Origin of the sequence: Nocardia sp. NPDC052112, from assembly GCF_040680135.1 — a bacterium.
Lineage (GTDB): Bacteria > Actinomycetota > Actinomycetes > Mycobacteriales > Mycobacteriaceae > Nocardia.
This window is the reverse complement of the sequence record NZ_JBFAWD010000005.1, coordinates 89,556-111,542: the sequence shown is the minus strand read 5'-3', so window position 1 is coordinate 111,542 and position 21,987 is coordinate 89,556. Positions and strand designations below refer to the sequence as shown.

The 21,987-nt window shown below is 64.7% G+C and carries 25 protein-coding genes; 17 read left to right on the top strand and 8 right to left on the bottom strand.

Annotated features, from left to right (window positions below; all coding sequences use genetic code 11):
* Positions 1-181: 181 nt before the first annotated feature.
* Entirely contained in the window at positions 182-316 is a 135-nt protein-coding gene (locus tag AB0L58_RS11405; RefSeq protein ID WP_364384912.1) for a hypothetical protein, read from the top strand.
* A gap of 43 nt (positions 317-359) precedes the next feature.
* Here AB0L58_RS11405 and AB0L58_RS11400 read toward each other — a convergent pair whose 3' ends face one another.
* Positions 360-2,348: a glycoside hydrolase family 15 protein gene (locus AB0L58_RS11400; protein WP_364384909.1), complete on the bottom strand. Its 1,989-nt coding sequence runs from the start codon at positions 2,346-2,348 to the stop codon at positions 360-362.
* A 175-nt stretch (positions 2,349-2,523) separates the two neighbouring features.
* On the opposite strand from AB0L58_RS11400, the gene AB0L58_RS11395 reads away from it, so the two are divergent.
* Positions 2,524-2,808, top strand: coding sequence for a hypothetical protein (locus tag AB0L58_RS11395; protein WP_364384906.1), 285 nt, complete (start codon positions 2,524-2,526; stop codon positions 2,806-2,808).
* Between the two features lie 161 nt (positions 2,809-2,969).
* Here AB0L58_RS11395 and AB0L58_RS11390 read toward each other — a convergent pair whose 3' ends face one another.
* The 5 genes from AB0L58_RS11390 to AB0L58_RS11370 form a co-directional block, all read right to left on the bottom strand.
* A complete protein-coding gene (locus AB0L58_RS11390) occupies positions 2,970-3,197 on the bottom strand; it encodes a hypothetical protein (RefSeq protein ID WP_364384903.1) in 228 nt (75 codons plus the stop codon).
* A gap of 140 nt (positions 3,198-3,337) precedes the next feature.
* The gene (locus AB0L58_RS11385; protein ID WP_364384900.1) at positions 3,338-3,631 is read right to left on the bottom strand and encodes a hypothetical protein; all 294 of its coding nucleotides are present in this window, start codon (positions 3,629-3,631) and stop codon (positions 3,338-3,340) included.
* A gap of 172 nt (positions 3,632-3,803) precedes the next feature.
* The gene (locus AB0L58_RS11380) at positions 3,804-4,058 is read right to left on the bottom strand and encodes a hypothetical protein (protein WP_364384898.1); all 255 of its coding nucleotides are present in this window, start codon (positions 4,056-4,058) and stop codon (positions 3,804-3,806) included.
* Positions 4,059-4,065: 7 nt separating this feature from the next.
* Positions 4,066-4,389, bottom strand: coding sequence for a hypothetical protein (locus AB0L58_RS11375; protein ID WP_364384895.1), 324 nt, complete (start codon positions 4,387-4,389; stop codon positions 4,066-4,068).
* 20 nt (positions 4,390-4,409) lie between these two features.
* The gene (locus AB0L58_RS11370) at positions 4,410-4,769 is read right to left on the bottom strand and encodes a hypothetical protein (protein ID WP_364384892.1); all 360 of its coding nucleotides are present in this window, start codon (positions 4,767-4,769) and stop codon (positions 4,410-4,412) included.
* 271 nt (positions 4,770-5,040) lie between these two features.
* On the opposite strand from AB0L58_RS11370, the gene AB0L58_RS11365 reads away from it, so the two are divergent.
* From AB0L58_RS11365 to AB0L58_RS11345, 5 genes are all read left to right on the top strand, one after another.
* Positions 5,041-5,916, top strand: coding sequence for a helix-turn-helix transcriptional regulator (locus AB0L58_RS11365; RefSeq protein WP_364384889.1), 876 nt, complete (start codon positions 5,041-5,043; stop codon positions 5,914-5,916).
* Complete coding sequence (locus AB0L58_RS11360; protein ID WP_364384886.1) at positions 5,913-6,122, top strand: DUF397 domain-containing protein; 210 nt, start codon at positions 5,913-5,915, stop codon at positions 6,120-6,122. Before AB0L58_RS11365 ends, AB0L58_RS11360 begins: the two co-directional genes overlap by 4 nt.
* Positions 6,123-6,138: 16 nt before the next feature.
* Entirely contained in the window at positions 6,139-6,360 is a 222-nt protein-coding gene (locus tag AB0L58_RS11355) for a DUF397 domain-containing protein (RefSeq protein ID WP_364384883.1), read from the top strand.
* A gap of 225 nt (positions 6,361-6,585) precedes the next feature.
* Positions 6,586-7,077: a YbjN domain-containing protein gene (locus tag AB0L58_RS11350; protein WP_364384881.1), complete on the top strand. Its 492-nt coding sequence runs from the start codon at positions 6,586-6,588 to the stop codon at positions 7,075-7,077.
* 62 nt (positions 7,078-7,139) lie between these two features.
* Positions 7,140-7,340, top strand: coding sequence for a hypothetical protein (locus tag AB0L58_RS11345; protein ID WP_364384878.1), 201 nt, complete (start codon positions 7,140-7,142; stop codon positions 7,338-7,340).
* Positions 7,341-7,612: 272 nt separating this feature from the next.
* Here the strand turns inward: AB0L58_RS11345 and AB0L58_RS11340 are convergent, their stop codons facing one another.
* Complete coding sequence (locus AB0L58_RS11340) at positions 7,613-8,674, bottom strand: M48 family metallopeptidase (protein ID WP_364384876.1); 1,062 nt, start codon at positions 8,672-8,674, stop codon at positions 7,613-7,615.
* 106 nt (positions 8,675-8,780) lie between these two features.
* Here AB0L58_RS11340 and AB0L58_RS11335 point away from each other — a divergent pair, with 106 nt between their 5' ends.
* The 9 genes from AB0L58_RS11335 to AB0L58_RS11295 all read left to right on the top strand — a co-directional run bounded on the left by AB0L58_RS11335 (position 8,781) and on the right by AB0L58_RS11295 (position 18,271).
* Positions 8,781-8,870 carry an Ms4533A family Cys-rich leader peptide gene (locus tag AB0L58_RS11335; protein WP_324188356.1) on the top strand — a complete coding sequence of 30 codons (90 nt, stop codon included), beginning with the start codon at positions 8,781-8,783 and terminating at the stop codon, positions 8,868-8,870.
* A gap of 162 nt (positions 8,871-9,032) precedes the next feature.
* The gene (locus tag AB0L58_RS11330) at positions 9,033-10,091 is read left to right on the top strand and encodes a sulfate ABC transporter substrate-binding protein (protein ID WP_364384872.1); all 1,059 of its coding nucleotides are present in this window, start codon (positions 9,033-9,035) and stop codon (positions 10,089-10,091) included.
* Positions 10,092-10,229: 138 nt separating this feature from the next.
* Entirely contained in the window at positions 10,230-11,024 is a 795-nt protein-coding gene (cysT, locus tag AB0L58_RS11325) for a sulfate ABC transporter permease subunit CysT (RefSeq protein WP_364385627.1), read from the top strand.
* A complete protein-coding gene (gene cysW, locus AB0L58_RS11320) occupies positions 11,021-11,827 on the top strand; it encodes a sulfate ABC transporter permease subunit CysW (RefSeq protein WP_364384869.1) in 807 nt (268 codons plus the stop codon). Before cysT ends, cysW begins: the two co-directional genes overlap by 4 nt.
* A complete protein-coding gene (locus tag AB0L58_RS11315; protein WP_364384866.1) occupies positions 11,824-12,819 on the top strand; it encodes a sulfate ABC transporter ATP-binding protein in 996 nt (331 codons plus the stop codon). Before cysW ends, AB0L58_RS11315 begins: the two co-directional genes overlap by 4 nt.
* Before the next feature lie 381 nt (positions 12,820-13,200).
* A complete protein-coding gene (locus tag AB0L58_RS11310) occupies positions 13,201-13,911 on the top strand; it encodes a hypothetical protein (protein WP_364384863.1) in 711 nt (236 codons plus the stop codon).
* A gap of 518 nt (positions 13,912-14,429) precedes the next feature.
* Positions 14,430-15,554, top strand: a complete 1,125-nt coding sequence (locus tag AB0L58_RS11305; protein WP_364384860.1) for an Hsp70 family protein — start codon at positions 14,430-14,432, stop codon at positions 15,552-15,554.
* Between the two features lie 127 nt (positions 15,555-15,681).
* Positions 15,682-16,686, top strand: a complete 1,005-nt coding sequence (locus AB0L58_RS11300) for a diiron oxygenase (protein WP_364384857.1) — start codon at positions 15,682-15,684, stop codon at positions 16,684-16,686.
* Position 16,687: 1 nt separating this feature from the next.
* Positions 16,688-18,271, top strand: coding sequence for an FAD-dependent oxidoreductase (locus AB0L58_RS11295; protein ID WP_364384854.1), 1,584 nt, complete (start codon positions 16,688-16,690; stop codon positions 18,269-18,271).
* A gap of 156 nt (positions 18,272-18,427) precedes the next feature.
* Here the strand turns inward: AB0L58_RS11295 and AB0L58_RS11290 are convergent, their stop codons facing one another.
* Positions 18,428-19,189: a glucose 1-dehydrogenase gene (locus tag AB0L58_RS11290; protein ID WP_364384851.1), complete on the bottom strand. Its 762-nt coding sequence runs from the start codon at positions 19,187-19,189 to the stop codon at positions 18,428-18,430.
* Between the two features lie 588 nt (positions 19,190-19,777).
* Between AB0L58_RS11290 and AB0L58_RS11285 the strand changes: the two genes are divergently transcribed.
* On the top strand, positions 19,778-21,987 hold a 2,210-nt coding region (locus AB0L58_RS11285), incomplete at its 3' end, for an Hsp70 family protein (protein ID WP_364384848.1).

Sequence of the window (21,987 nt, the reverse complement as noted above, 5' to 3'; positions counted from 1 at the left end):
GCGGGACGTATTGGCCGCTGCGTAGGCAGGACACGACGCCGCTGCGTAGGCAGGACATAGTGCTGCTGCGTAGGGCAGGACGCGGTGCTGCTGCGTAGGCAGGACATGGTGCTGCTGCGTAGGCAGGACGCGGTGCTGCTGCGTAGGCAGGACATGGTGCTGCTGCGTAGGGCAGGACGCGGTGCTGCTGCGTAGGCAGGACATGGTGCTGCTGCGTAGGCAGGACATGGTGCTGCTGCGTAGGCAGGACATGGTGCTGCTGCGTAGGCAGGACATGGTGCTGCTGCGTAGGGCAGGACATGGTGCTGCCGCGTAGGCAGGACACTGCGCAGTGCGCGCAGGACCGCCGCGTCCGTCTGTCAGCTCGGCACGGCCGTCGGCGTATGCGCTGGTAGGAACCTGCCGGAGTTGTGCGACTGCTCGGCCCTGATCACATGTGTCACCGCATTGATCAATGCCAGATGGGTGAATGCCTGCGGGAAGTTGCCGAGATGACGCCCACTGCGCGAATCGATCTCCTCGGCGTAGAGCCGCAGCGGACTCGCGTAGCCGAGCAGCCGCTCGCACAGATGGCGAGCCCGCTGCAGTTCGCCGATCTCCACCAGTGCGGAGACCAACCAGAACGAGCAGATGGTGAAGGTGCCCTCCGCGCCGGTCAACCCGTCATCGGTGGTTTCGGTCCGGTAGCGCAGCACCAGACCGTTCTCGGTGAGCCGGTCCGCGATCGAGAGCACGGTGGCGCGCACCCGATGGTCGGTGGGCGGCAGGAAGCGGTTCAGCACCACCAGCAGCAGTGACGCGTCCAGGGTGTCACCGCCGTAGGTCTGGGTGAACACACCGTCGGCGGTCACGCCGTTGGTGAGGATATCGGCCTTGATCTGGTCGGCGATGGTGTACCACTCGCTGGCCCGCTCGTATTCGCCGTGCAGTTCGGCCAGTTTCGCGCCACGGTCCAGCGCCACCCAGCACATGACCTTCGACGAGGTGAAATGCTGTGGCTCGCCGCGGACCTCCCAGATGCCGCGGTCGGGCTCCTGCCAGTGCGCGATGGTCGCCTCGACCTGGCGCTCCAGCAGTGGCCACAGCGACTCCGGCACCTGTTGGCGGGATTTCACGTGCAGGTACACCGCGTCGAGCATGGTGCCCCAGATATCGTGCTGGTCCTGGTTGTACGCGCCGTTGCCGATCCGTACGGGTTTGGCGCCGTCGTAGCCGGTCAGGTTGTCGAGTGTGGACTCGGTGAGGTCGCGTTCGCCGCCGATACCGTAGAGCACCTGCAGCGGAACGGGTTCGCCGTCGTCGCCGGTGGTGGCGTCGTTGAGGAAGGCGAAGAAGTCGTTGGCCTCGCGGTCGAGGCCGAGGGTGTACAGGCCCCACAGCGCGAAGCTGGAATCGCGCACCCAGGTATAGCGGTAGTCCCAGTTACGTTGTCCGCCAGGGGTTTCCGGCAGAGAGGTGGTTGCGGCGGCCATCAGCGCACCGGTCGGCGCGTAGGTGAGTCCCTTCAGCGTGAGGGCACTGCGCTGTAGGTAGTTGCGCCACGGATGATCCGGGAAATCGCCGAGGGTGATCCATTCCCGCCAGCATTCGGTGGTCTGCCACATCTTCTGCGCGGCGTCCTCGAAGGTACGCGGCGCGGGCAGCTCCGACCAGGTCAGCGCGACGAACACCTCGTCGCCCTCCTTCATCCTGGTCCTGGCGCGGGCCTCGCGACCCTCGAGTCCCAGCCGCAGGTCGGTGGTCAGCACCAGTGTCGGGCCCACAGTCGGATCGGTGGTGCGCACCGCGGTGGCCTCCTCGTACACCTTGCCGGTGTACTCCCAGCGGGCCGGGGCGCGGTGGTAATCGAAGGCGGGCTCGCAGCTCATCTCCAACTCGACCGTGCCGTTCACGCACTTCACCGTGCGTAACAGAATGTGCTCGGCATCCCAGTCCATTGGCGTGCGGCGATGGGTCTTGCTGCGCTGATCGTTGTTGTGCCAGGGACCGAGTACCAGTGCGTCGCGCACGATCAGCCAGCCGGTCTCGGACTGCCAGGTGGTCTCCAGGATCATGCCGCCGGGCAGATACCGCCGCGCCGCGGGCACATTGACTCCGTACGGGCCGATCCGGAAATGTCCGGCGCTGCGATCGAGCATCGCGCCGAAGATGCTCGGCGAATCGGGTCGTGGCACGCACATCCACTCGACACCGCCATTGCTGGCGATGAGGCAGCTGGTCTCACAGTCGGAGAGGAACGCGTAATCGTCGATCGGCGGATAGGTCGCGTGCTGGCGCGCATCACCCAGCTGACTGAGCGCAGGCAGGTCGGCAGGCTCGTCGACGGTCAGATCATCGGAAGACGCCATACCTCATCTTCGGTCCGTCCGCGTTCGGCGTCCACCGACCGCGCCGAAATCTCGCGATCAGCGCGCTCGGACCACCGCGGAACGTGCCACGGAAACTCAGCCGTGACGGCGCGAGTCCTACGAGCCACGTTCGCGCCGGAGGCGCGGCGATTCAACACAGCGCTAGGCTGGTGCCGTGCATCGAATTGCGGGTTGGTGGGACGGCTTCGAGCTGTGGGTCGCGGGATTGCCGTTTATCCCGCAGTTCATCGTGGTGTTGGTCGGCATGGTTCCGCTCAGCTTCGCCATCGCCTACCTGCTGGATCGAGTGCTGCGGATCTCCCTGCAACTGCTCGGCCGCAATAGCGACGCGGTGCCTGCCCTGACACCCGAGGATGTCGTGACCGCGGAACCCGCCCCGATCCCCGAACCCGTCGGGCCGGTCGCGGTGCGCGAGACCGCGCAGAGCGGGGCGCGTTGATGCCGCGCTCGCGCGTTCAGCTCGCCCTCGTCGCCCTGCTGGTTCTCATCGTCATCGCATGGTTGTTCACTCGCTGACTTCCTGCGCGGGCAACTTGTCCGGTAACGATTGTCCGAACGAGAACGCCCCCGGATCGTCCGAGGGCGTTCCTGGTATCCGGTCTATTTGCGGGGCAGCCTATCGAGAATTTCCCGTAGCAGGCCGCTGTGCTCGGCCAGCGTTGTCTTCACTTCCGCGAACTCGTCGCGCATTTCTTGCCGCAAATCGTTGATGTCGTCGCGGATAGCGTTGGTGACCCGAGTGTCGGCGCGCTGCACAGCCAGCATGGTTTCGTTGTGCGTGGTGGTCGTGGCCGACGCACGCAGCAGATCACCATCGCGCGCGATCACGCGGGCGGAGAGCTGCTGGCACCGGTCGTCATCGCTAACGGTGACGGTTCCTCTCTGACGGTGTCGGATCGAGTTTACTGGGAAGAGCGGGATCGGAGCGTCCGAGCAGGGATGGCTGGACGCTGCTGTGAGATGTCGGTTCATTCGCCGGGTTCGGTCGCTTTCGGTTCGAATACCTCCACGGTGGTCGGTTGGACGTCGGTCACCGATCCGGCCTCGACCAGCGCAGTGATCAGGGCCCCGATGTCCTCGCCCTTGTACGCGATCATCTGGGCATACGAAAACGAGGTACCGGTCCGCCCGTCCGGGTAGACGGGACTCCAGGTGCCGTCGTCGTGTTGCAGCCAAGCGCTCGGTTCTTCGACGGGTTCCGGCGTCCGCTCCGCAAGGTTCCGGAGACCGTCGGCAAGTCGGGCGAGTTCGATTTCGTTCATCGGTCCCGCCGCGAATCGCGCACCGGTCGTTTCGCCTCTTTCCAGATGTCACGTGCCGCGATCTCGGCGTATGAGCCGAACCCAGGTCGGCGCATCAACCGGCGACCTGCACGCACGTTCCGCTGCACGAGCGGATGCACCTTGGCCGATGCTGGACCGGATGTCACATCGTTCATTTCGTGCCTTGTGAATATTCTTGGGGTGCAAGGCATTCCGCCCAATACTCCTGTCGCACCGCATCCCACAACCGCGAAAGTCGCGGGAACTGCTCACGCATCTGCGCCAGGTCCGGTGCGGCGGCCGCAGTGGTGACCGACATCAGCGGTAGCGATTCGGACACGTTGCGTACCAGCATCATTCGAATGCGATGGCGATCGAGCCGCCAGATCGCCTGCCAGCCGCCTACCTCCGTGCGATGCTCGCTCACTCCGGCGCTACCCGTGGCCGCCGACGTTCGTGCCCGCACCGTGGACCGGCGACGCCAGGTCCGAGAGCCGGTCCAGCACCTCGCGCAGCGTTCGATACCTCGGCCCGCCGTCTGCGAGCGGTTCGCTGTCCAAGGGTGGGAACTGGATCCCCCGTGCGGCGGCCCGCTCGCGCGGTGTCAGCGACTGTGGCGTGATTCGGCCCGCATCCGCCAGCGTGTAGTACGCCGCCGCCTTCCACACGCACCGCCCGAGGCGACAGGCCCGGTGGGTGCGCATCTGCTGGTGCGCCAACTCGACATCGGCGTATCCACAAACCCTTGGCGGCGTCACGATCGTCTCCTCCTCGCGCATCACGCCGCCCCCGCCTCGACGGCGACCGGGCGCGCGGTACGCGCCCAAGTCGTTGCGGGGCACACGGTTTCGAGATCGAAGTCCTCGCAGATCCGCGCCGGTTGGTCATCGACCTGGGCCAAGTCGAAGACCACGACCGCCACCGCATCGAGCCCCGCCGCGATACCGAGCGCGTAGCCGATCGGATCGGGGTCGTCCTGCGGGGGACGCACGGTATAGATGTACTGATAGCCCAGGGTGCGAGCATGGCGTTGGATCGCGACAGCGTGCCGGGGTGCGTTGAGTCCCGACACCACACTGCGCACGAAGCCGACGGCCTTCGGTCGTGTGCCGTCCTGGCCTGTAACTGCTTCTGTCACTTGCTTGTTCGTCATGGTTCAGATGCCTCAGGTCGTAGGTGAAAGCTCGCAGTCCGACGCCGCCTGCCGAATCCGAGTTCGGGCTGTTCAGGGCTTCCGCGTTGCTCGGTGTGGCCATATGGTGGCGCGTATCGGTCGCGGCGTGGAGTCTCTGCGTGAGCTGTTCAGAGAAGAGGCGCAAACCCCCAGCATGATTCTCGAGAGTCATCTAGCCTGGCTCTCCGACTGAGAAACATTAGGGGTATCGGTTGAGAAAGCAGGGGGTACAAGGATGCCGAGCAAGGCCGACCTCAGCACCACGACACTGCCGCGTCGTCAGTTGGGGCGGGCATTACGAGACGCGCGTCAGGCACGAGGTTTGGCGCTCGACAAGGTAGCGGCGGCGACCAGGATCAGCCGCGCAACCCTGAGTCGAATCGAGTTGGGGCAGTACGCGAGGGTCCGGGATATGGAGGTCGATTACCTCGGCCGGTACTACTGCCTACCGGAAGCGCGGATCGATTACCTGAAAGCGCTTGCGAGCGAAGCCAGTACCAAGGTGTGGTACCAGGACTATCGACACCTGATCTTGCCTCGATTCAACACATATCTCGAGCTGGAATCGTTCGCGTCAGAATTCTGGTTCTATCAGCCGATCGTCGTACCCGGTCTGCTGCAAACTGCTGACTACGCCCGAACCCTGGAACGGCTTGGCCGACCGGACGACTCGCTCGACGAGATCGATAACCGGGTGGATCTCCGAATGCAGCGGACGAGGATACTGACGCGGCAGCATATGCCGGTTCGAGTGGAGTTCATATTGCACGAGAACGTTCTCTACACACTCGTCGGAACCAACCAGATCATGGGTACTCAGTTGCGGCACATAGCCGATCTGAGTACCCGCGACAACGTGACGATCCGAGTACTACCGTTCACAGCTGGCCTCCCAACCGGAAGCGTGATGCCGCCACACATCTTGCTCGACTTTCCCGATAACGAACCATCTGTGGTTCACACCGAAGCTGCCATTGGCACAGTAACTTTCGATGCCGCCGAAGATGTGAGGCGCTTTCGCGAACTCCACGAAATTCTCCAGCAGGCCGCGCTGGAGGAACAGCCATCTCGGGATCGAATCAGAAAGATAGCAAGGAGATATCAACAGTGATCACCGACCTAACGGGCGCACAGTGGTTCAAGTCTTCGCACAGTGGTGCCCAGCAAGAATGTGTCGAAATCGCTTGGCTTGCAGCCGGACACGTCGGCGTCCGAGACTCCAAGAACCCGGCAGGTTTGGCTCTGGTCTTCACACCCGCTGAATGGGACGCCTTCACAACGGGTGTACAAGATGGAGAATTCAACCGGCCCGACTGAGGACACCAGCAAAGAGATGAGAACAGTGACCATCGGTCTGGTCGGCGCACAGTGGTTCACATCGATGCATAGTGGTGCCCAGCAAGAACGCGTCGAAGTAGCCTGGCTGCAAGCCGGGCATGTCGGCGTCCGAGACTCCGAGAACCCCAACGGCCCAGCACGGGTGTTCACTCCCGGCGAGTGGGCTGCCTTCACCGCAGGCATAAAAGACGATGAGTTCACCCGACCCACCGCATAACAGTTCCGGCTCACCAGGGCCGACGGCCTCGATCCAACACGTAATGGATTGGGGCCGTTACTATTTCAGTCCAGTCAGCGGGCACGACCACGGACCTTCGATGCCGTCCACAACGTTGCCGCCGCGACGTCCGAAGTGGCACAGACATAAGCGGATTGGTCCGCGAATTGGTGGAATCGGCAGGGACTTGGCAGGATGGCCGGGCACATACGTGGAGGGATATGCGTGGGAATCGACCAGGGCCGGGAGCCGGATTCGGGAGCTGAACAGGAGGGCATCGAACCGAAACACGTGATGCTCGTGCCCGACCGTGACCTGTTGATAGGTTACCTGGAGCTGCAGGGGTTGAAGTACGTCCCGCTCGAGAACGGGGGTGTCGCTGTGTTGTACGAAAAGCTCGATATATTCTTCGAATTCGTCGGCGACGGTGAGATCGAGAGGCGGATCGTCTCCGTGCGGGTCGACTATCACCGCCGGTACCGAAGCGAGGCGGACACCCTCAAGGTTGTCAACCAGTGGAATCTCCAGCAGCGGTGGCCGAGGCTGGCGGTCGCCCGAGCCGACGACGGAGTGTCCGTCACGGGTGATGCGCACATGCCTGTCGGGTCAGGTGTCGGCTTGCTGTACTTCTTGGAGACGTTGTACGTCTGGATACAAGGGGCGATTGCCGCCGACAAATATCTCGACTCTGCCAACGATGGCTCGGTGAACGCCTAGCTCTAGCCGGACCCGTGTCGCCGCCGAGCAGGGATGGGTTCCGGTGCATCGGTTCCGCATGGATGTCACGGCTCGACTTCCTGTACTGCGGCATCGGCGGGCACGTCGAGGACCGCGAGCAGGACCATCCGGCACACCGACGTGCCCGACAGGTGTCCGTGCAGCGTCAGCACCGTGTGTGCTTCGGCTCGACGGCATTCCTGGACAAAGTCTACAAACGCCGGGGGCGCTGCCCTTCGATTCCGGATCCGGACCTGCGGTGATCGAGCTGAGACAGGGCTTGGGATCGATCGCGCTTGGCGCAATCGGCGAGCTCAGCAAGCAACGCAATGCCGTCGATGGGCTCGGCTTTGCCACGACGTGCGATGTGGTGGTCGATCTGTTCAGGCTGTGCCTGCGCCCCGATGAAAAGTTGCCCACGACGCTGGGAGCAGTCGGCGTTGCGGTCCGTGATTACATCCGCCGACACGCCGCCGACCCCGAACTCACCCCGACAGTGATCGCGCACAACGTCGGTGATCGAATCTCGGCCTTGCTAGGCGGAGGCGTCTTTGTCGCCACCGAATCCGAACCGTTTGCCTATCTTGGAAACAGTTTCGCCGACCTCGTGACCGACCGTGCTCACCGCGGATCCGACATCGCGCCCCAGATTGCGCACCGTACGGATCAGCGGATCCTCCGACTGGTCGAAGTTCTGCCGATAGGTGCGCGCGGCCTCCTTGATCTCCTCGCTGATCCTGGTGTTCTTATCGTGTTCGCGGCGCGGGTAGTCGCCGCCGAGCATGCGGTTGTAGTCGCCGGACTGGATCCAGCGGCGCAGCTCCGCGGCGCGCAGCACCGAGAAGGGATGGCTCTGCAGTTCCAGATTGAGCAGCTTCAGCACACCGTCGCGCAGATCGCCGGAGCGCTCGTAGTCATCGGCCTGCTGCAGGAACGCACCGTGGTTCATCTCCTTGATCCAGGTGCCGCCCGCGGTCTTCATGTGCACCCGCACCGACGCGTCGACATCCTGGCCGCATAGCAGCCCGGCGCGGTCGCCGGAGAGTTCGGACTTGCGGCTCCATTCCATCAGCGCGGCCACGATCGCGCGCAATGCCCAGCCGCCCACCGGCATCCAGCCCAGATTGGCCGAAATGCGCAGCAGATGCATGAGCATGGTGCGGTAGACCGCGTGTCCGGACAGCGCGTGCCCGAGTTCGTGACCGACGATGAAGCGCAGCTCCTCGGTATCCATCAGATCGATCAGCCCGGTGGTCAGCACGATGAACGGCTGGTCCATGCCGATGGTGAAGGCGTTCACCTGTGGGCTCTGCAACACGAACATCTCGGGTGTGGTGCGCGCGTCCAGGATCTCCACACAGTCCTGACGCAACTGGTGCAGCGAACGGAACTGGCGTTCGTCCACCCGCACCGCCGTGGCGAGGTAGAGCAGACGATGCTGGCGCTCCTGCAGCAGACCGGACAGGGTGCGCAGGATGGTGTCGAACCCGGCGAGTGAACGCAATGTCACCAGCGCGGTGCGGTCGGCGGGGTGCTCCCACGCGCGAGTGCTGATGTCGGGGAACCGGGTACGAACGCGATCCGGGCTGGTAGTCATGGGATGAAACCCCCCTTTTCCTGGAACTTTGTCGGTTTTTGCCGCCTGCAAGCGGATAGCTAGCGTTGATTCGAACTGGTTGTGTTCCCTCTGCTACAGTCTGCCCGTGTCTTCGAATGCCGTCCCGCAGGTCCGCCATGAATTGGCGTTGATCGCTGTCGGCAATCTCGCGGTCGCGGACATCCTCTGTCGCTGATCGGCGCCGGCGCTGCTGCGCACCCATCTTTCTCTAGACTGGCGCGCAAACTTTTCGCAGCAGTGTCCGTACCCCGACCCTTCGGTCGACAAGTCGCGCCGCAGTTCTACCGCCGCGACGACTCGTCCACGTCGCGGCGGCGCACATAGGAAAGGTTTCCCCATGTCACCCAGGTCCTTGCTCCTCGGATCGTCCCGATCGCGCCGTCGTCCGGTGATCGCCGCGCTGACCGCCGTCGCGGCCGTCGTGCTCACCGCGTGCGGCGGTGGAGCGAGCGACACAGTGGGCGGTGGCAGCGCCGACGGTAGTGGCGGCACCCTCAACCTCTACGCCTACGCCGTCCCGAAGCCCGGTTTCGACAAGGTCGTGCCCGAGTTCAACAAGACCGATAAGGGTAAGGGCGTCACGATCAACGGCTCCTATGGTGCGTCGGGCGATCAGTCCCGCAAGGTCAAGGATGGCGCCGAGGCCGATATCGTCAACTTCTCGGTCGAGCCCGATATCACCCGCCTTGTCGACGCAGGTCTGGTCGACCCGAGCTGGAATGCCGACGCCACCAAGGGAATTCCGTTCGGCTCGGTCGTCGCGATCGTGGTGCGCAAGGGCAATCCGAAAGGCATCAAGGATTGGGACGATCTGCTTAAGCCGGGCATCCAGGTCGTCACCCCGAACCCGTTCAGCTCGGGCTCGGCCAAGTGGAATCTGCTCGCGCCGTATGCGGCCAAGAGCGAGGGCGGCAAGAACCCGCAGGCGGGTTTGGATTATCTGACCCAGCTCATCTCCAAGGAGCATGTGCAGGTACAGCCGAAGTCGGGCCGCGAAGCCACCGAGACCTTCCTGCAGGGCACCGGCGACGTGCTGCTGAGCTACGAGAACGAGGCGATCTTCTCCGAGCGCAACGGTGACCCGATCGAGCACATCGTGCCGCCGACCACCTTCAAGATCGAGAACCCGGTCGCGGTACTGAAGAACAGCAAGCATCTCGACCTGGCGAACGCCTTCCGCGACTTCCTGTACACCACCGAGGGCCAAAAGGCCTGGGCCTCGGCCGGATTCCGCCCGGTCGACCCGAAGGTGGCCGCCGACTACGCCAAGGACTTCCCGACTCCGCAGAAGCTGTGGACCATCGCGGATCTCGGTGGCTGGAAGACCGTCGACAAGGACCTGTTCACCCCGAACACCGGCTCGGTCGCGGTCATCTACGACAAGGCCACCAAGTAGTTCGGTGATCTGAAACACACGGGATACTGGACCATCGTGACTGACAGCAGTAGCGCCGGGATCGGGCATGCGCCCGCTCCCGGCGGCTCCGAAGACACCACAACCAAGGCCACCGGCCGGACCTGGTCGTGGCTACGGGTGACCGGTTCGGTCGGTCCGCTCGGCATTGCCACCGCGGTGCTCTGGCTGAGCATTATCGTGTTGCTGCCGCTGGCCGCGCTCACCGTCACCTCATTCGACGACGGCTGGTCCGGATTCTGGGATGCCATCACCGCACCCGCGGCCATCGACTCGTTGCGTATCACGGTGTTCGTCTCCGTGGTGGTGGCGATCATCAATGTGATGATGGGCACGCTGATCGCCTGGGTGCTGGTTCGCGACGAGTTCCCGGGCAAGGGCATCGTCAACGCACTGATCGATCTGCCGTTCGCGTTGCCGACCATCGTCGCGAGCATTGTGCTGCTGTCGCTCTATGGGCCGCAGAGTCCGATCGATATCCACCTCAATGCCACCCAGCCCGGCCTGGTGGTGGCGCTGGCATTTGTCACCCTGCCGTTCGTGGTCCGTTCGGTGCAGCCGGTGCTCATCGAGGCCGACCGGGAGGTCGAGCAGGCCGCGATGTCCCTCGGCGCGGACAACTGGACCACCTTCCGCCGCATCGTCTTGCCGACGCTCGCGCCCGCGATCATCAGCGGCGGCGGCCTCGCCTTCGCCCGCGCCATCGGCGAATACGGCTCGGTCGTGCTGATAGGTGGTGCGATTCCACGAAAGACCGAGATGGCCTCGCAGTACATCCAGAAGCAGATCGAGATCGATCGGCCGGTGAACGCGGCAGCGGTTTCGGTCGCACTGCTGGTCATCTCGTTCGCGACCCTGCTGGTGCTGCGGCTGTGGGCCGAGCGCACGGCGCGCAAGGAGCAGGAGACGCGATGAAGCTGTCCTGGCCGACCCGTATTTCGCTGCGCGTGGTTGCGCTCGGCTACCTGTTCATCCTGCTGGTGCTGCCGCTGATCATCATTCTGTGGCGCACCTTCGAGAAGGGCATCGGCGCGTTCATCGACTCGATCTCCACGCCCGCGGCGGTCTCGGCATTCCAGCTGTCGATCCTCATCGTGGCGATCGTGGTGCCGGTCAATGTCATCTTCGGCATCGTCACCGCGATCGCGCTGGTGCGTGGCAAGTTCCCGGGCCGCACGCTGGTGCAGGGCATTGTGGATCTGCCCTTCGCCGTCTCGCCGGTCGTGGTCGGTGTCGCGCTGATCCTGCTGTGGGGTGCCGACGGCTGGTTCGGCGGACTCGAAGACATCGGCTTCAAGGTGATCTTCAATCTGCCCGGCATGGTGATCGCCACCATTTTCGTGACGCTGCCGTTCGTCGTGCGCGAGGTCGAGCCCGTGCTGCACGAGATCGGCGACGATCAGGAGCAGGCCGCGGCCACCCTGGGCGCGTCCCGCTGGCAGACGTTCTGGCGGATCACCCTGCCCGCGATTCGCTGGGGCCTGACCTATGGTGTCGTGCTGACTGTCGCGCGTGCGCTCGGTGAATTCGGCGCGGTGATCATGGTGTCCTCCGCGCTGCCGGGTAAGTCGCTGACGCTGACCCTGCTGGTACACGGTCGATACATCAACGACCACAACTCCTTCGGCGCATACTCCGCCGCGACCCTGCTGATGGGCTTGGCCCTCGTAGTCCTCCTGTTGATGACCCTCCTCGAACGTAAGCGGGGCACCAAGTGATTACCGTGACCAATGCGAAGAAGAACTACGGTTCCTTCGCCGCCCTGGACGATGTCAGCATCGAGATCCCGTCGGGGGAGCTGACCGCACTGCTCGGCCCGTCGGGTTCGGGCAAGTCGACGCTGCTGCGCTCGATCGCCGGTCTGGAGACGCTGGACTCCGGCGTCGTCACCATCGCGGGCAACGATGTCACCCACATACCGCCGCAGAAGCGCGATATCGGTTTCGTATTCCAGCATTACGCCGCGTTCAAACATATGACCGTGCGTGACAATGTGGCCTTCGGACTCAAGATCCGCAAGCGTCCCAAGGGCGAAATCGCCAAGCGCGTCGACGAATTGCTCGGCATCGTCGGCCTCGACGGCTTCCAGCACCGCTACCCGGCCCAGCTCTCCGGCGGTCAGCGGCAGCGCATGGCACTGGCCCGCGCGCTCGCCGTCGACCCACAGGTGCTGCTGCTGGACGAGCCGTTCGGCGCGCTCGACGCCAAGGTGCGCGCCGATCTGCGCACCTGGCTGCGCAGGCTGCACGAGGAGGTCCATGTGACCACCGTGCTGGTCACCCACGACCAGGAGGAGGCACTCGATGTCGCCGACCGGATCGCGGTGATGAACAAGGGCCGCATCGAACAGGTCGGCAGCCCGGAGGACGTCTACGACCGGCCCGCGAACGAATTCGTCATGTCCTTCCTCGGCGCGGTGGCCCGCCTCAACGGACATCTGGTGCGTCCGCACGATATTCGCGTCGGCCGCGACCCCAGCATGGCGCTGGCCAAGGACGAGGGCACCGCGGAATCGGCGGGCGTCACCCGTGCCACCGTGGAACGCGTCGTGCACCTCGGCTTCGAGGTGCGCGTCGAGTTGCGCAATGCCGCCACCGGCGATCTGTTCGCCGCCCAGGTGACCCGCGGTGATGCCGAGGCACTGCAACTCGGCGACGGGGAAACCGTATACGCCCGCGCCACCCGCATTCCGGAACTGCCTGCGGGATAAGGGCGCTGTTCGGTTCACGGCATTCGTGCGGCCCTCTGTGGTGACGCTCCGCTACCGCCTCCGGGCCCGTCGCGCATGTCCCGAATTCGACTCCGCTTTATGGCCGTGATAACGTCTGCGCGAAATCCGCAGCCATTCATGGCGTGTCGAAACCGAACTCCGGTTTCCACGTCTCATATTGTGCTGAATGCGAAACACGTGCTAGTGGGTTCCGGTGATTTATCGGAACGTAATCCGATGTGAACATTCGCAATGGTCGTCGAACGCGGTCCGGATGAACCGGTCCGGCCGCTCGATCGCAGCCTGCTCGACCTGCCGTGGTGCGGTTCGGGCCGCGCGACGCCAGGTCGCGTGCAGGCGGCGGGGAGTTGATCGATCACCATGTCAATTCGAAGACGGATATTTCTCGCGCTGGCCGTCGCCGGCGCCGCGGTGCTGATCCAAACCGATCCGGCAAGCGCCGCACCACCACCCGGAACGCCGGCGGTACGCGCACCGGATGGCCCGGTTATCGTCGAGATTCCCGAGGACTCGCCCGAAGTGGCCACAATTGGTCCGGAATCGGTGGGGAAGCCGATCCCGAACTCATATGTCGGTCTCACTCCGGCGCAGTTGATGCCGCACGGAATCGAGGGCGAGCAACGGCATTTCACGCCGAATCCGGAGCAATGGGATAACGCGCGAATGATTGTCGAAGTGGTCCTGCGCCGCGAGTTGCCCGCCTATGCGGCGGTAATCACGTTGGCCACCGCGCTGCAGGAATCGCAGCTGCGCAATTTGACCGAGGCGGTCGATCACGATTCGCTCGGGGTGTTCCAGCAGCGGCCGTCCGCGGGCTGGGGTACGCCGGCGCAGCTCACCGACCTGCGCTACGCGACTGAGCGATTCCTGGACGCATTGCTGGTCCACGCACCGAACTACCAGGCGATACCGCTGTGGCAGGCGGCGCAGGCCGCGCAGCGCTCGGGCTTTCCGACGGCGTATGCGCGGTGGCAGGAGCAGGCCGCGCAGATGGTGGTGCGATTGTTCGCGCCACGACAGGGACCGGTGCGGCGGGCGGCGAGTGCCCAAGCGGTGCTGGGATGTTGCTGATCAGTTGCCATCTGTCGCAAATGTTTTGATTTCCCGCACCGGAAGCGTTCGCGAATTCCGGTGCGGGAGATCGGAACTTGTGGTGGCTGAGCGAGCGCATCCGGGCGGTCGCGGACTGGTCGGTATCGGCCAAGAGTTGGCAGTCGGCTCGTGATGGCTATTCGGCAATCTCGATGGCGCGCTGTCTGGATGATGTTTTCACAGGTAGGGCGTGTATTGATAGTCGGGATGGCATGCTGGCTGCCGCCTGGCAAACGACGGTAGGTCATCGTTGAATCCCGGCACGCCGTAAGGACATCCGGCCACGCCGTCGGCACGTCACGTCCCGTGCCAGGTGAGCCGGTATCGGTCCGACTGTTATGCAACCCGTGTCAGTGGCGGCGGCCTACGGACAACCTCGTGTCCGGTAGTTGGCAGGGGAGTCGCGGAGTGGTTGCGTTAATAGGGTTCGAAGCAAATCGGCTCGGCGATCAGAGGATTGTGCGATGGCGGTTGGTCTCGGTTTGAGCATAGGCACGGTGAACACGGTTTCCGCACTGGCGGAGGAGGGTTCGGCCAAGGCTCCACTTGGTCGCCGCGCCGCCGCCCAACGCTCGCCCGCCATCACGCGCCGCACCACCCTCACCTTCGACAGCACCGGAATGGCCAGGGTCGGCCTGATTCCGCGGCACGGGCGCGCCATCACCGAATTCGCCGATCTGAGCCAACGCAAGACCCAGCGGGCCAGGGTTGGGCATCGCGCGCTGACCGCGGCCGATCTCATCGCGGTCGTCGCGGAATGTCTGATCACCGAGGCTCATCGTGATCGTCGAGCGGACGGTGCGGGGGTCATGCTGGCACATCCGGCGAGCTACACCGCGGCGCAGGTGGGGGAGTTGCGTGCGGCGCTGGACGCAATCGGCCTGAGTCATGTCGCGCTGGTCGCCGAACCCGTCGCGGCGGCCACCTGGCTCGAAGCCGACCGCGGCCCACTTATGCCGGGCCTAGCCCTGGTCTATGACCTAGGTGGGGCAAACCTCGACATCACCCTGGTGCGGGTCGGCGCGGGCTGTCCGCGCAATCCCATTGTCGGCGAACCGATCCGTTCGACGGAATTCGGCGGGCGTGCCTTCGGTGCGCTGGTCGCCGCCAGGGCCGGGAACGGGACCGTGCCGGCCTCCATTTCCGGTGCGCTCACCGGCATCGCCGCCGACGAATTGCGCACCGTCCATATCCGATCCTCGCTGAAGTTGGTCTACCGCTGTCTGCGGATGGCGGATGTGACGATGGCCGATGTGGACTGCGTGCTGGTGGTCGGCGGTGCGGCTCGGCCGGTCGAGGTGGCTCAGGTGCTCGCCGGTGAACTGGCGCGACCGGTGATCACGGCCCCGGATCCGGAGCGCACGATCGCCGACGGTGCCGCCATCCTGGCGCGCCGCACCGCCACCGCGGACGAGGAGGCGGCCGGACATCACCATCGGCACAAACCACGTGGTGCGCACCGCAGAGCGGCGACGCGTGCCCTCTTGCTCTCCCGGCGCACCAGGCGCCGTTTGACCCGGGTGGCGATCGCGACGGGGATGTCGGCCGCTGGAGTGGCGCTCGCGCTGGCGCTGCCCGCCGACACGGTGGTCGCGGGCTTATCGCAACTCGGGCTGCGGTAAGGCAGACCCGGCGGCGTACCGCTGCGTCGCCGGGAATGCCGATCATGCGTCAGGTTGACGTGACTCCTCGTAGGTGTAACTATGGGATACAGTAAATAGTGTCCCGCGAGGAGAGGCAGTGACGACGATGTCTACAGCCGTGCCGCCCACAGTCGATCCCGAGCTGGTGAAGGCGCAGGAGTATGCCGCCAAGCTGCTGCTGCTCTCCGAAGGTTCGGTGAACAAGCGCTTCGATCCCTTCGAGGACATCGACTGGGACAATCCGGATTTTGCCGCCGATGCCGGTGAAGAGCGCTGGGTGCTCCCGGTATCCGGCGATGCGCTCGGTCGTCACCCCTGGTACCAGGCGCTGCCGCTGGCACGGAAGATCGCGATCGGCAAGTACCGCCAAGCCAATGTCGCCAAGGTCGGTCTGCAGTTCGAATCCATCCTGATCAGCGGCATGGTGACGCACAGTTTCGGCCTGCCCAACGGGTCACCCGAATTCCGCTACTGCTCCCACGAAATGATCGAGGAGCACAACCACACCCTGATGTTCCAGGAGATGGTCAACCGGATCGGCATCGATGTTCCCGGTATGGGCCCGCTCGTGCGCAAGTTCAAATACATCGGCGCGCCGGTGGCCGCCCTGTTCCCGAATCTGTTCTTCATGGCCGTACTCGCTGGTGAAGAGCCGATCGACCACATTCAGAAGGCGATTCTGCGCTCGGGCGAGGAGGTGCATCCGATCATGCGCGGTGTGATGGCGATTCACGTCGCCGAGGAGGCGCGCCACATCTCCTTCGCGCACGAATTCCTCGAGCGGCACGTGCCCGATGCGAATGCGTTCAACAAGCTGGTGCTCTCGATCGTCATGCCGATCGTCATGTGGATCCTCGGCCGCTCCATCTACACCCCGCCCCGGTCGTTCTTCCGAGAGTTCGACATTCCGGATGAGGTGCGCAAGGAGCTGTTCTACGGATCGAAGCAGGCCAAGCAGGATTTCAGCGATTTCTTCGGCGATGTGCGCACGCTGGCCAACGACATCGGCCTGATGAACCCCATCGGCAAGGCGGTATGGAAGCTGCTGAAGATCGATGGCCACACCACCCGCTACCGCTCCGAGCCATTGCGCTCGGCCAAGGCCCGCTGACGTGCCGTACGTCGTCACGCAGTCCTGCTGTAGCGACGCGTCCTGCGTCTACGCCTGCCCGGTCAACTGCATCCACCCCACGCCCGACGAACCCGACTTCCTGACGGCGGAGATGCTGTATGTCGACCCGCAGGCGTGCGTGGACTGCGGTGCGTGTGCGAGTGCCTGCCCCGTCGATGCCATCACGTCGTCGAAGAAGCTGACTGCCGAGCAGCAGCCGTTCATCGAGATAAATGCCGACTTCTACCGGCAGGCGCGGCCGCGGCCGCTGCTGGCCAAGCCGGTGCCCGCGGCCGAGATCCACACCGAGCGTCAGTCGCTGCGGGTGGCGATCGTCGGATCCGGCCCCTCGGCCATGTACGCGGCCGATGAGCTGCTGACCCAGCCCGACGTCACTGTGACGGTCCTCGATCGACTTCCGATACCCCACGGACTCGCCAGGTATGGCGTCGCGCCGGACCATACCAAGACCCGGCAGGTCAATAAGCTCTTCGATGTCATCTCGGCCCAGCCGGGTTTCGAGTCGTACCTGAATATCGAAGTGGGCAAGCATATTTCGCATGCCGAACTGCTCGGGCACTTCCATGCGGTGATCTACGCGGTCGGCGCTTCCACGGACCGCAAGCTCGGCATTCCCGGAGAAGGTCTGGCGGGCAATGTATCCGCCACCGACTTCGTCGCCTGGTACAACGGTCATCCGGATCATGTCGGGCGCACTTTCGATCTGTCACAGCGCCGGGCCGTTATCGTCGGCAATGGCAATGTGGCCCTCGATGTGGCACGCATTCTGGCCAGCGATCCGGAGGCATTGGCGGGCACCGATATCGCACCCCATGCGCTGAAGGCACTGCGGGAGAGCAAGATCGAGGAAGTCGTTGTCCTCGCTCGGCGCGGTCCGGCCGAATCCGCCTTCACCGTGCCGGAATTCGTCGGGTTGCTCGGTGCCGATGTCGATATCGCCATCGAGGGTGAACTGCCCGCGGTGACCGATGAGCTGCCGTATCCAGTCGAGCAGAAGCTGCGGCTGATGAACAGCGTGGCCGAGCGGCCCTTCGGTGCGCGCAAGCGGATCGTCTTCCGGTATCTGGCCGCGCCGACGGCGATTCTGGGCACCGATGAGGTGACAGGTATCGAGGTGAGTCGCAATGAACTCGTCATCGATCCGGATGGTCGCGTTCGACCGGTGGCGACGGGGGAGACCGAGCGGTTGGATACCGGGCTGGTGCTCACCTCGGTGGGTTATCGCGGTGTTGCCCTGCTCGGCCTGCCGTTCGACGACCGGTCCGCCGTGATTCCGAACCTGAACGGCCGGGTGCTGGAGAATTCCGACGGTGCGGTGCTGCGCGGAACGTATGTCACCGGCTGGATCAAGCGTGGTCCCACCGGATTCATCGGCACCAACAAATCCTGTGCGCAGGCGACGGTTCGGCAGTTGGCCGATGATTTCAATGCCGGTCGGTTGCTGGAACCCGCAGGTGGCGCAATGGATTTCGATCACCTGGTGCACCGCCGTCGGCCCTCGGTGGTGGCCCGCCGAACCGCCGTGCGAACCGGCATCGTGCGCCGTCTGCTCGCCCGCGCCTGAGCGGCGCATGCGTGCCCGTGTCGTATTCGCGCTGTGTAACGGATCTTGTCCCACGCCGACATGGTGGATGCGCGGTAGTGTTCCGTGACGACGGTCGGCACCTCGGCGCACGGCGACGCGATGAGGGCGAGTGCCGGGCCGAGGTGCCGATTCGGATTACTTGGCGGTGAACCCACCGTCGATCGCGAGCGCAGCGCCGGTGATGAAGCTGGCCTCATCGCTCAGCAGGTAGGCGCAGAACGAGGCGATTTCCTCCGGCTTGCTGATCCGGCCGAGCGGATGCAGTGCGGCGATGGCCGCTTCCCCCTCGGGCGTCGCGCCCATCGAGTTGCGGAAAGCTGGCGTGTCGACCGCGCCGGAGACCAGCGCATTGAGACGAACGCCCTGGTCGGCGACCTCCAGTGCCACCGCACGGGTCAGCCCGACGACACCGTGCTTGGCCGCCACATACGGCGCCACCGAACCCATGCCGACCACGCCGAGGTTCGAGGCGTTATTGAGGATCGCGCCGCCGCCCGCGGCGACAATTGCCGGAACCTGGTGGCGCAGCCCATAGAACACACTGGTCAGGTTGAGCTCGAGATCGGCGCGCCACCCCGCCGCATCGATCTGCTCGACCGGGCCGAAGGCATTGACGGCGCCCGCATTGTTGAATGCCGCGTCCAATCGACCGTATTCGGTGAGCGCCGCCTGTGTCAGTCGGGCGACCTCCTCCTCGACAGTGACATCGGTCGGCACGAAGATCGCTCGGCCGCCTGCCGCGCGGATATCGGCCGCGACCTGCTCGCCCGCGTCCTTACCGCGAGCGCCGAGCACCACTGCGGCGCCTTCCGTCGCTGCTCGCTCGGCAACCGCCTTGCCGACACCGGAGCTGGCCCCGGTGACGAGCACGACCTTGTCCGCGAAACGTCTAGACATCGACGTCTAATTCCCTTCTCGTACTTGTGATTCCATGCTCGATGAGGCGGCGCGGATATCGGTTCGTCCGGGCGTTTGCTCATCGCTGCATCCAGTCAAGCGGTCGAGGGCGGGTTGGGCTGGCGGGAATCAGCCGTCGCGTTTGACGTGTCATATTCTTGCGGTCTGGATGCCTGTACTGTGAATTCTCTAGCGCTGGCAACGGTTTGGTTACCGACCGGTCGGTGTGCGCTGTCGGTTCTGGGTGGTTCTGTTGCGATTGTCGGGTCCACGGCTCGATTCGAGTTACTGGACGGTAGCGGAATCCGGCTTACCGCAGTGGAATCGGGCTTTCGGTCGCGAAACGCCGATCGTCGAGAGGTCTGAATGGATCTTTTTCGAGCGATCTAGCTGGGAATTTGCCGCAGTGTCAACGGAAGCCAAACGTTTCATATCAATTCGACATCCGAATCGATCCGGCAGCAGCTAACCTGTGGGTGCTGTTTGGGAAGCGACCGCGGCCACACGGATCTTCTGTGTGATGGACGTGGTCTCGGTGCGTTGACGGGATAGCGAATGACTACAGGTCTGGGTTTCAGCATCGGTTCAGTGAACTCCGTATCCGCCATGGTGACCGGCGAGCGCCCGTTGTCGTCGGTGCGTACGCGCCGCACGGCGGTGACCTTCGACAGTGCGGGTGGCGTCCGAATCGGCGCAATCCCTCAATTCGAGATGGCGGTAACGGATTTCGCCGATCTGGCGCGTGACCCGGAGTCGGTCGTCGTGGGCGGGCGGTTCTGGTCACCCGCGAATCTGGTCGCCGCCGTGGTGAAAAGCCTGCTCGAATCCTTCCCGCCGACCGCGGGAGCCGTGGCCACCTATCCGGCATGCTATTCCGACAAGCAGCTGTCGCTGCTGCGGCAGGCACTGAATCTGGCCGGGGCCACGGAGGTGCTGCTCATACCCGAACCGGTCGCTGCCGCGGAGTGGCTCGAACAGGAGCGTGGACCGCTGGAGTCCGGATTCGTGCTGGTGTACGACCTCGGCGGGGCCAGCCTCGATGTGTCGATGGTTCGGGTCGGGCCGGACTGGGAAGATCACCCGATCGTCGGAAAGTCCGTGCGCTCATACGATTTCGGCGGCCGTCCGCTCGGTTCGATGATCGCGCGCTATGCCAGGGTCGCCGAACCCGGCGACAACGGGTCGATGCTGCAGATGACCTCGATCGTCGACATCGCGAGTATGCGCGCCCAACACATCCGGGACTCTCTCGATGTGGTCCACGAATGTGTGGCATCGACGGGGCGGAACCTGTCCGATATCGCCTGCATCTTGCTGGTCGGTGGCGCAACCCGCCCCGTCGAGGTCGCGCGTATCCTTGCCGAGCTGGGCCGACCGGTGGTGATGTCGACCGATCCCGGGCAGACCATCGCCGTCGGTGCCGCGGGCTACGCCGCCCGCAGCTTTGCGCCGATGTCGACCGGTGGACGGCATCGAGCGCCGAAGATCGCCGTATTCTCCAGTGCCGCAGTCGCTTCCGCGGTCGCGGTATCGGCCGTCACGGTATTCGGCGGTCCCAGCATTCCGGCGGGGCCGTCCCTGGTGGATGCCTTGCCCGAGGGTTTCCCGATGGACAACCTGTTGTTCGAGCCCCATGTCACGGCGCTCGCCGACGCAGGTTCGGCTGCCGCCGGTTGGGCGACCACTGCGGCGGGCCTCGGCTATTCCGGTCGAGCGGCCTACGGGATCGCCCCCGCTGCCTATACGACGCCGCTCGAACCCTTGGTCGGCCCGTCCGTCGCCGAGGCACACGGCGGCAGGCACAGTGAACCACGCAGTGGGAAAACGCCTTTCGGCGGTGGCACCTATGCCGATCCCGCGCAGTTCTTGAATCCGCTGCCTTTCATCCAGAGTCCACGGCCGATTCCCGCGCCCAATCAGCCCGTCGTTGTCAAGCCCATCCCGAGCGTCAGCCTTCCGGGTTCGTCTCCCGCCCCCGCCAATCCGACTCCCGCCACCCCCGGCGGCACCGCGACGAACCCGGGCACCGCAACTCCGGCGACCGGCGGCACGTCGGGGGTCGATGGAGTACCGGGTACGACTGCGGGCGGAACATCCACCGGGCCGGGGACATCGGGCGGAACCGCCTCGGGAGGTAGTCACTCGGGTGGTAGCACCGGTGATGGGTCCGGCGGTACGAGTTCGGGCACGGGCGGTTCGTCCAGCGGCGGTTCCGGGGGTGGTTCGACAAGCACTGGCACTTCGGCCGGAGGCAGTACCCCCGGTGGTTCGGCGAGTGGTGGAGGCTCGGCGAGTGGTGGTGGCTCGGGTTCGACTGGTGGTGGCACTTCGGCTGGTTCGGCCGGAGGCAGTAGCCCTGGTGGTACGTCGGGTGGTTCGGCGAGTGGTGGTGGTTCGGGAGATTCGGCGAGTGGTGGTGGCTCGGGACATTCTGCGAACGGCGGTGGCTCGGAAGGCTCCACGAGTGGTGGTACGTCGGGTGGTTCGGCGAGTGGTGGTGGCTCGGGACATTCTGCGAACGGCGGTGGCTCGGAAGGCTCCACGAGCGGCGGTATCTCGGGAGGTTCGACAAGCGATGGTGTGTCAGGCGGTTCGGCGAGTGGTGGTGTGTCAGGTGGTTCGACGAGTGGTGGTGGCTCGGGTTCGACTGGTGGTGGCACTTCGGCTGGTTCGGCCGGAGGCAGTAGCCCTGGTGGTTCGGCGAGTGGTGGTACGTCGGGTGGTTCGGCGAGTGGTGGTGGCTCGGGACATTCTGCGAACGGCGGTGGCTCGGAAGGCTCCACGAGCGGCGGTATCTC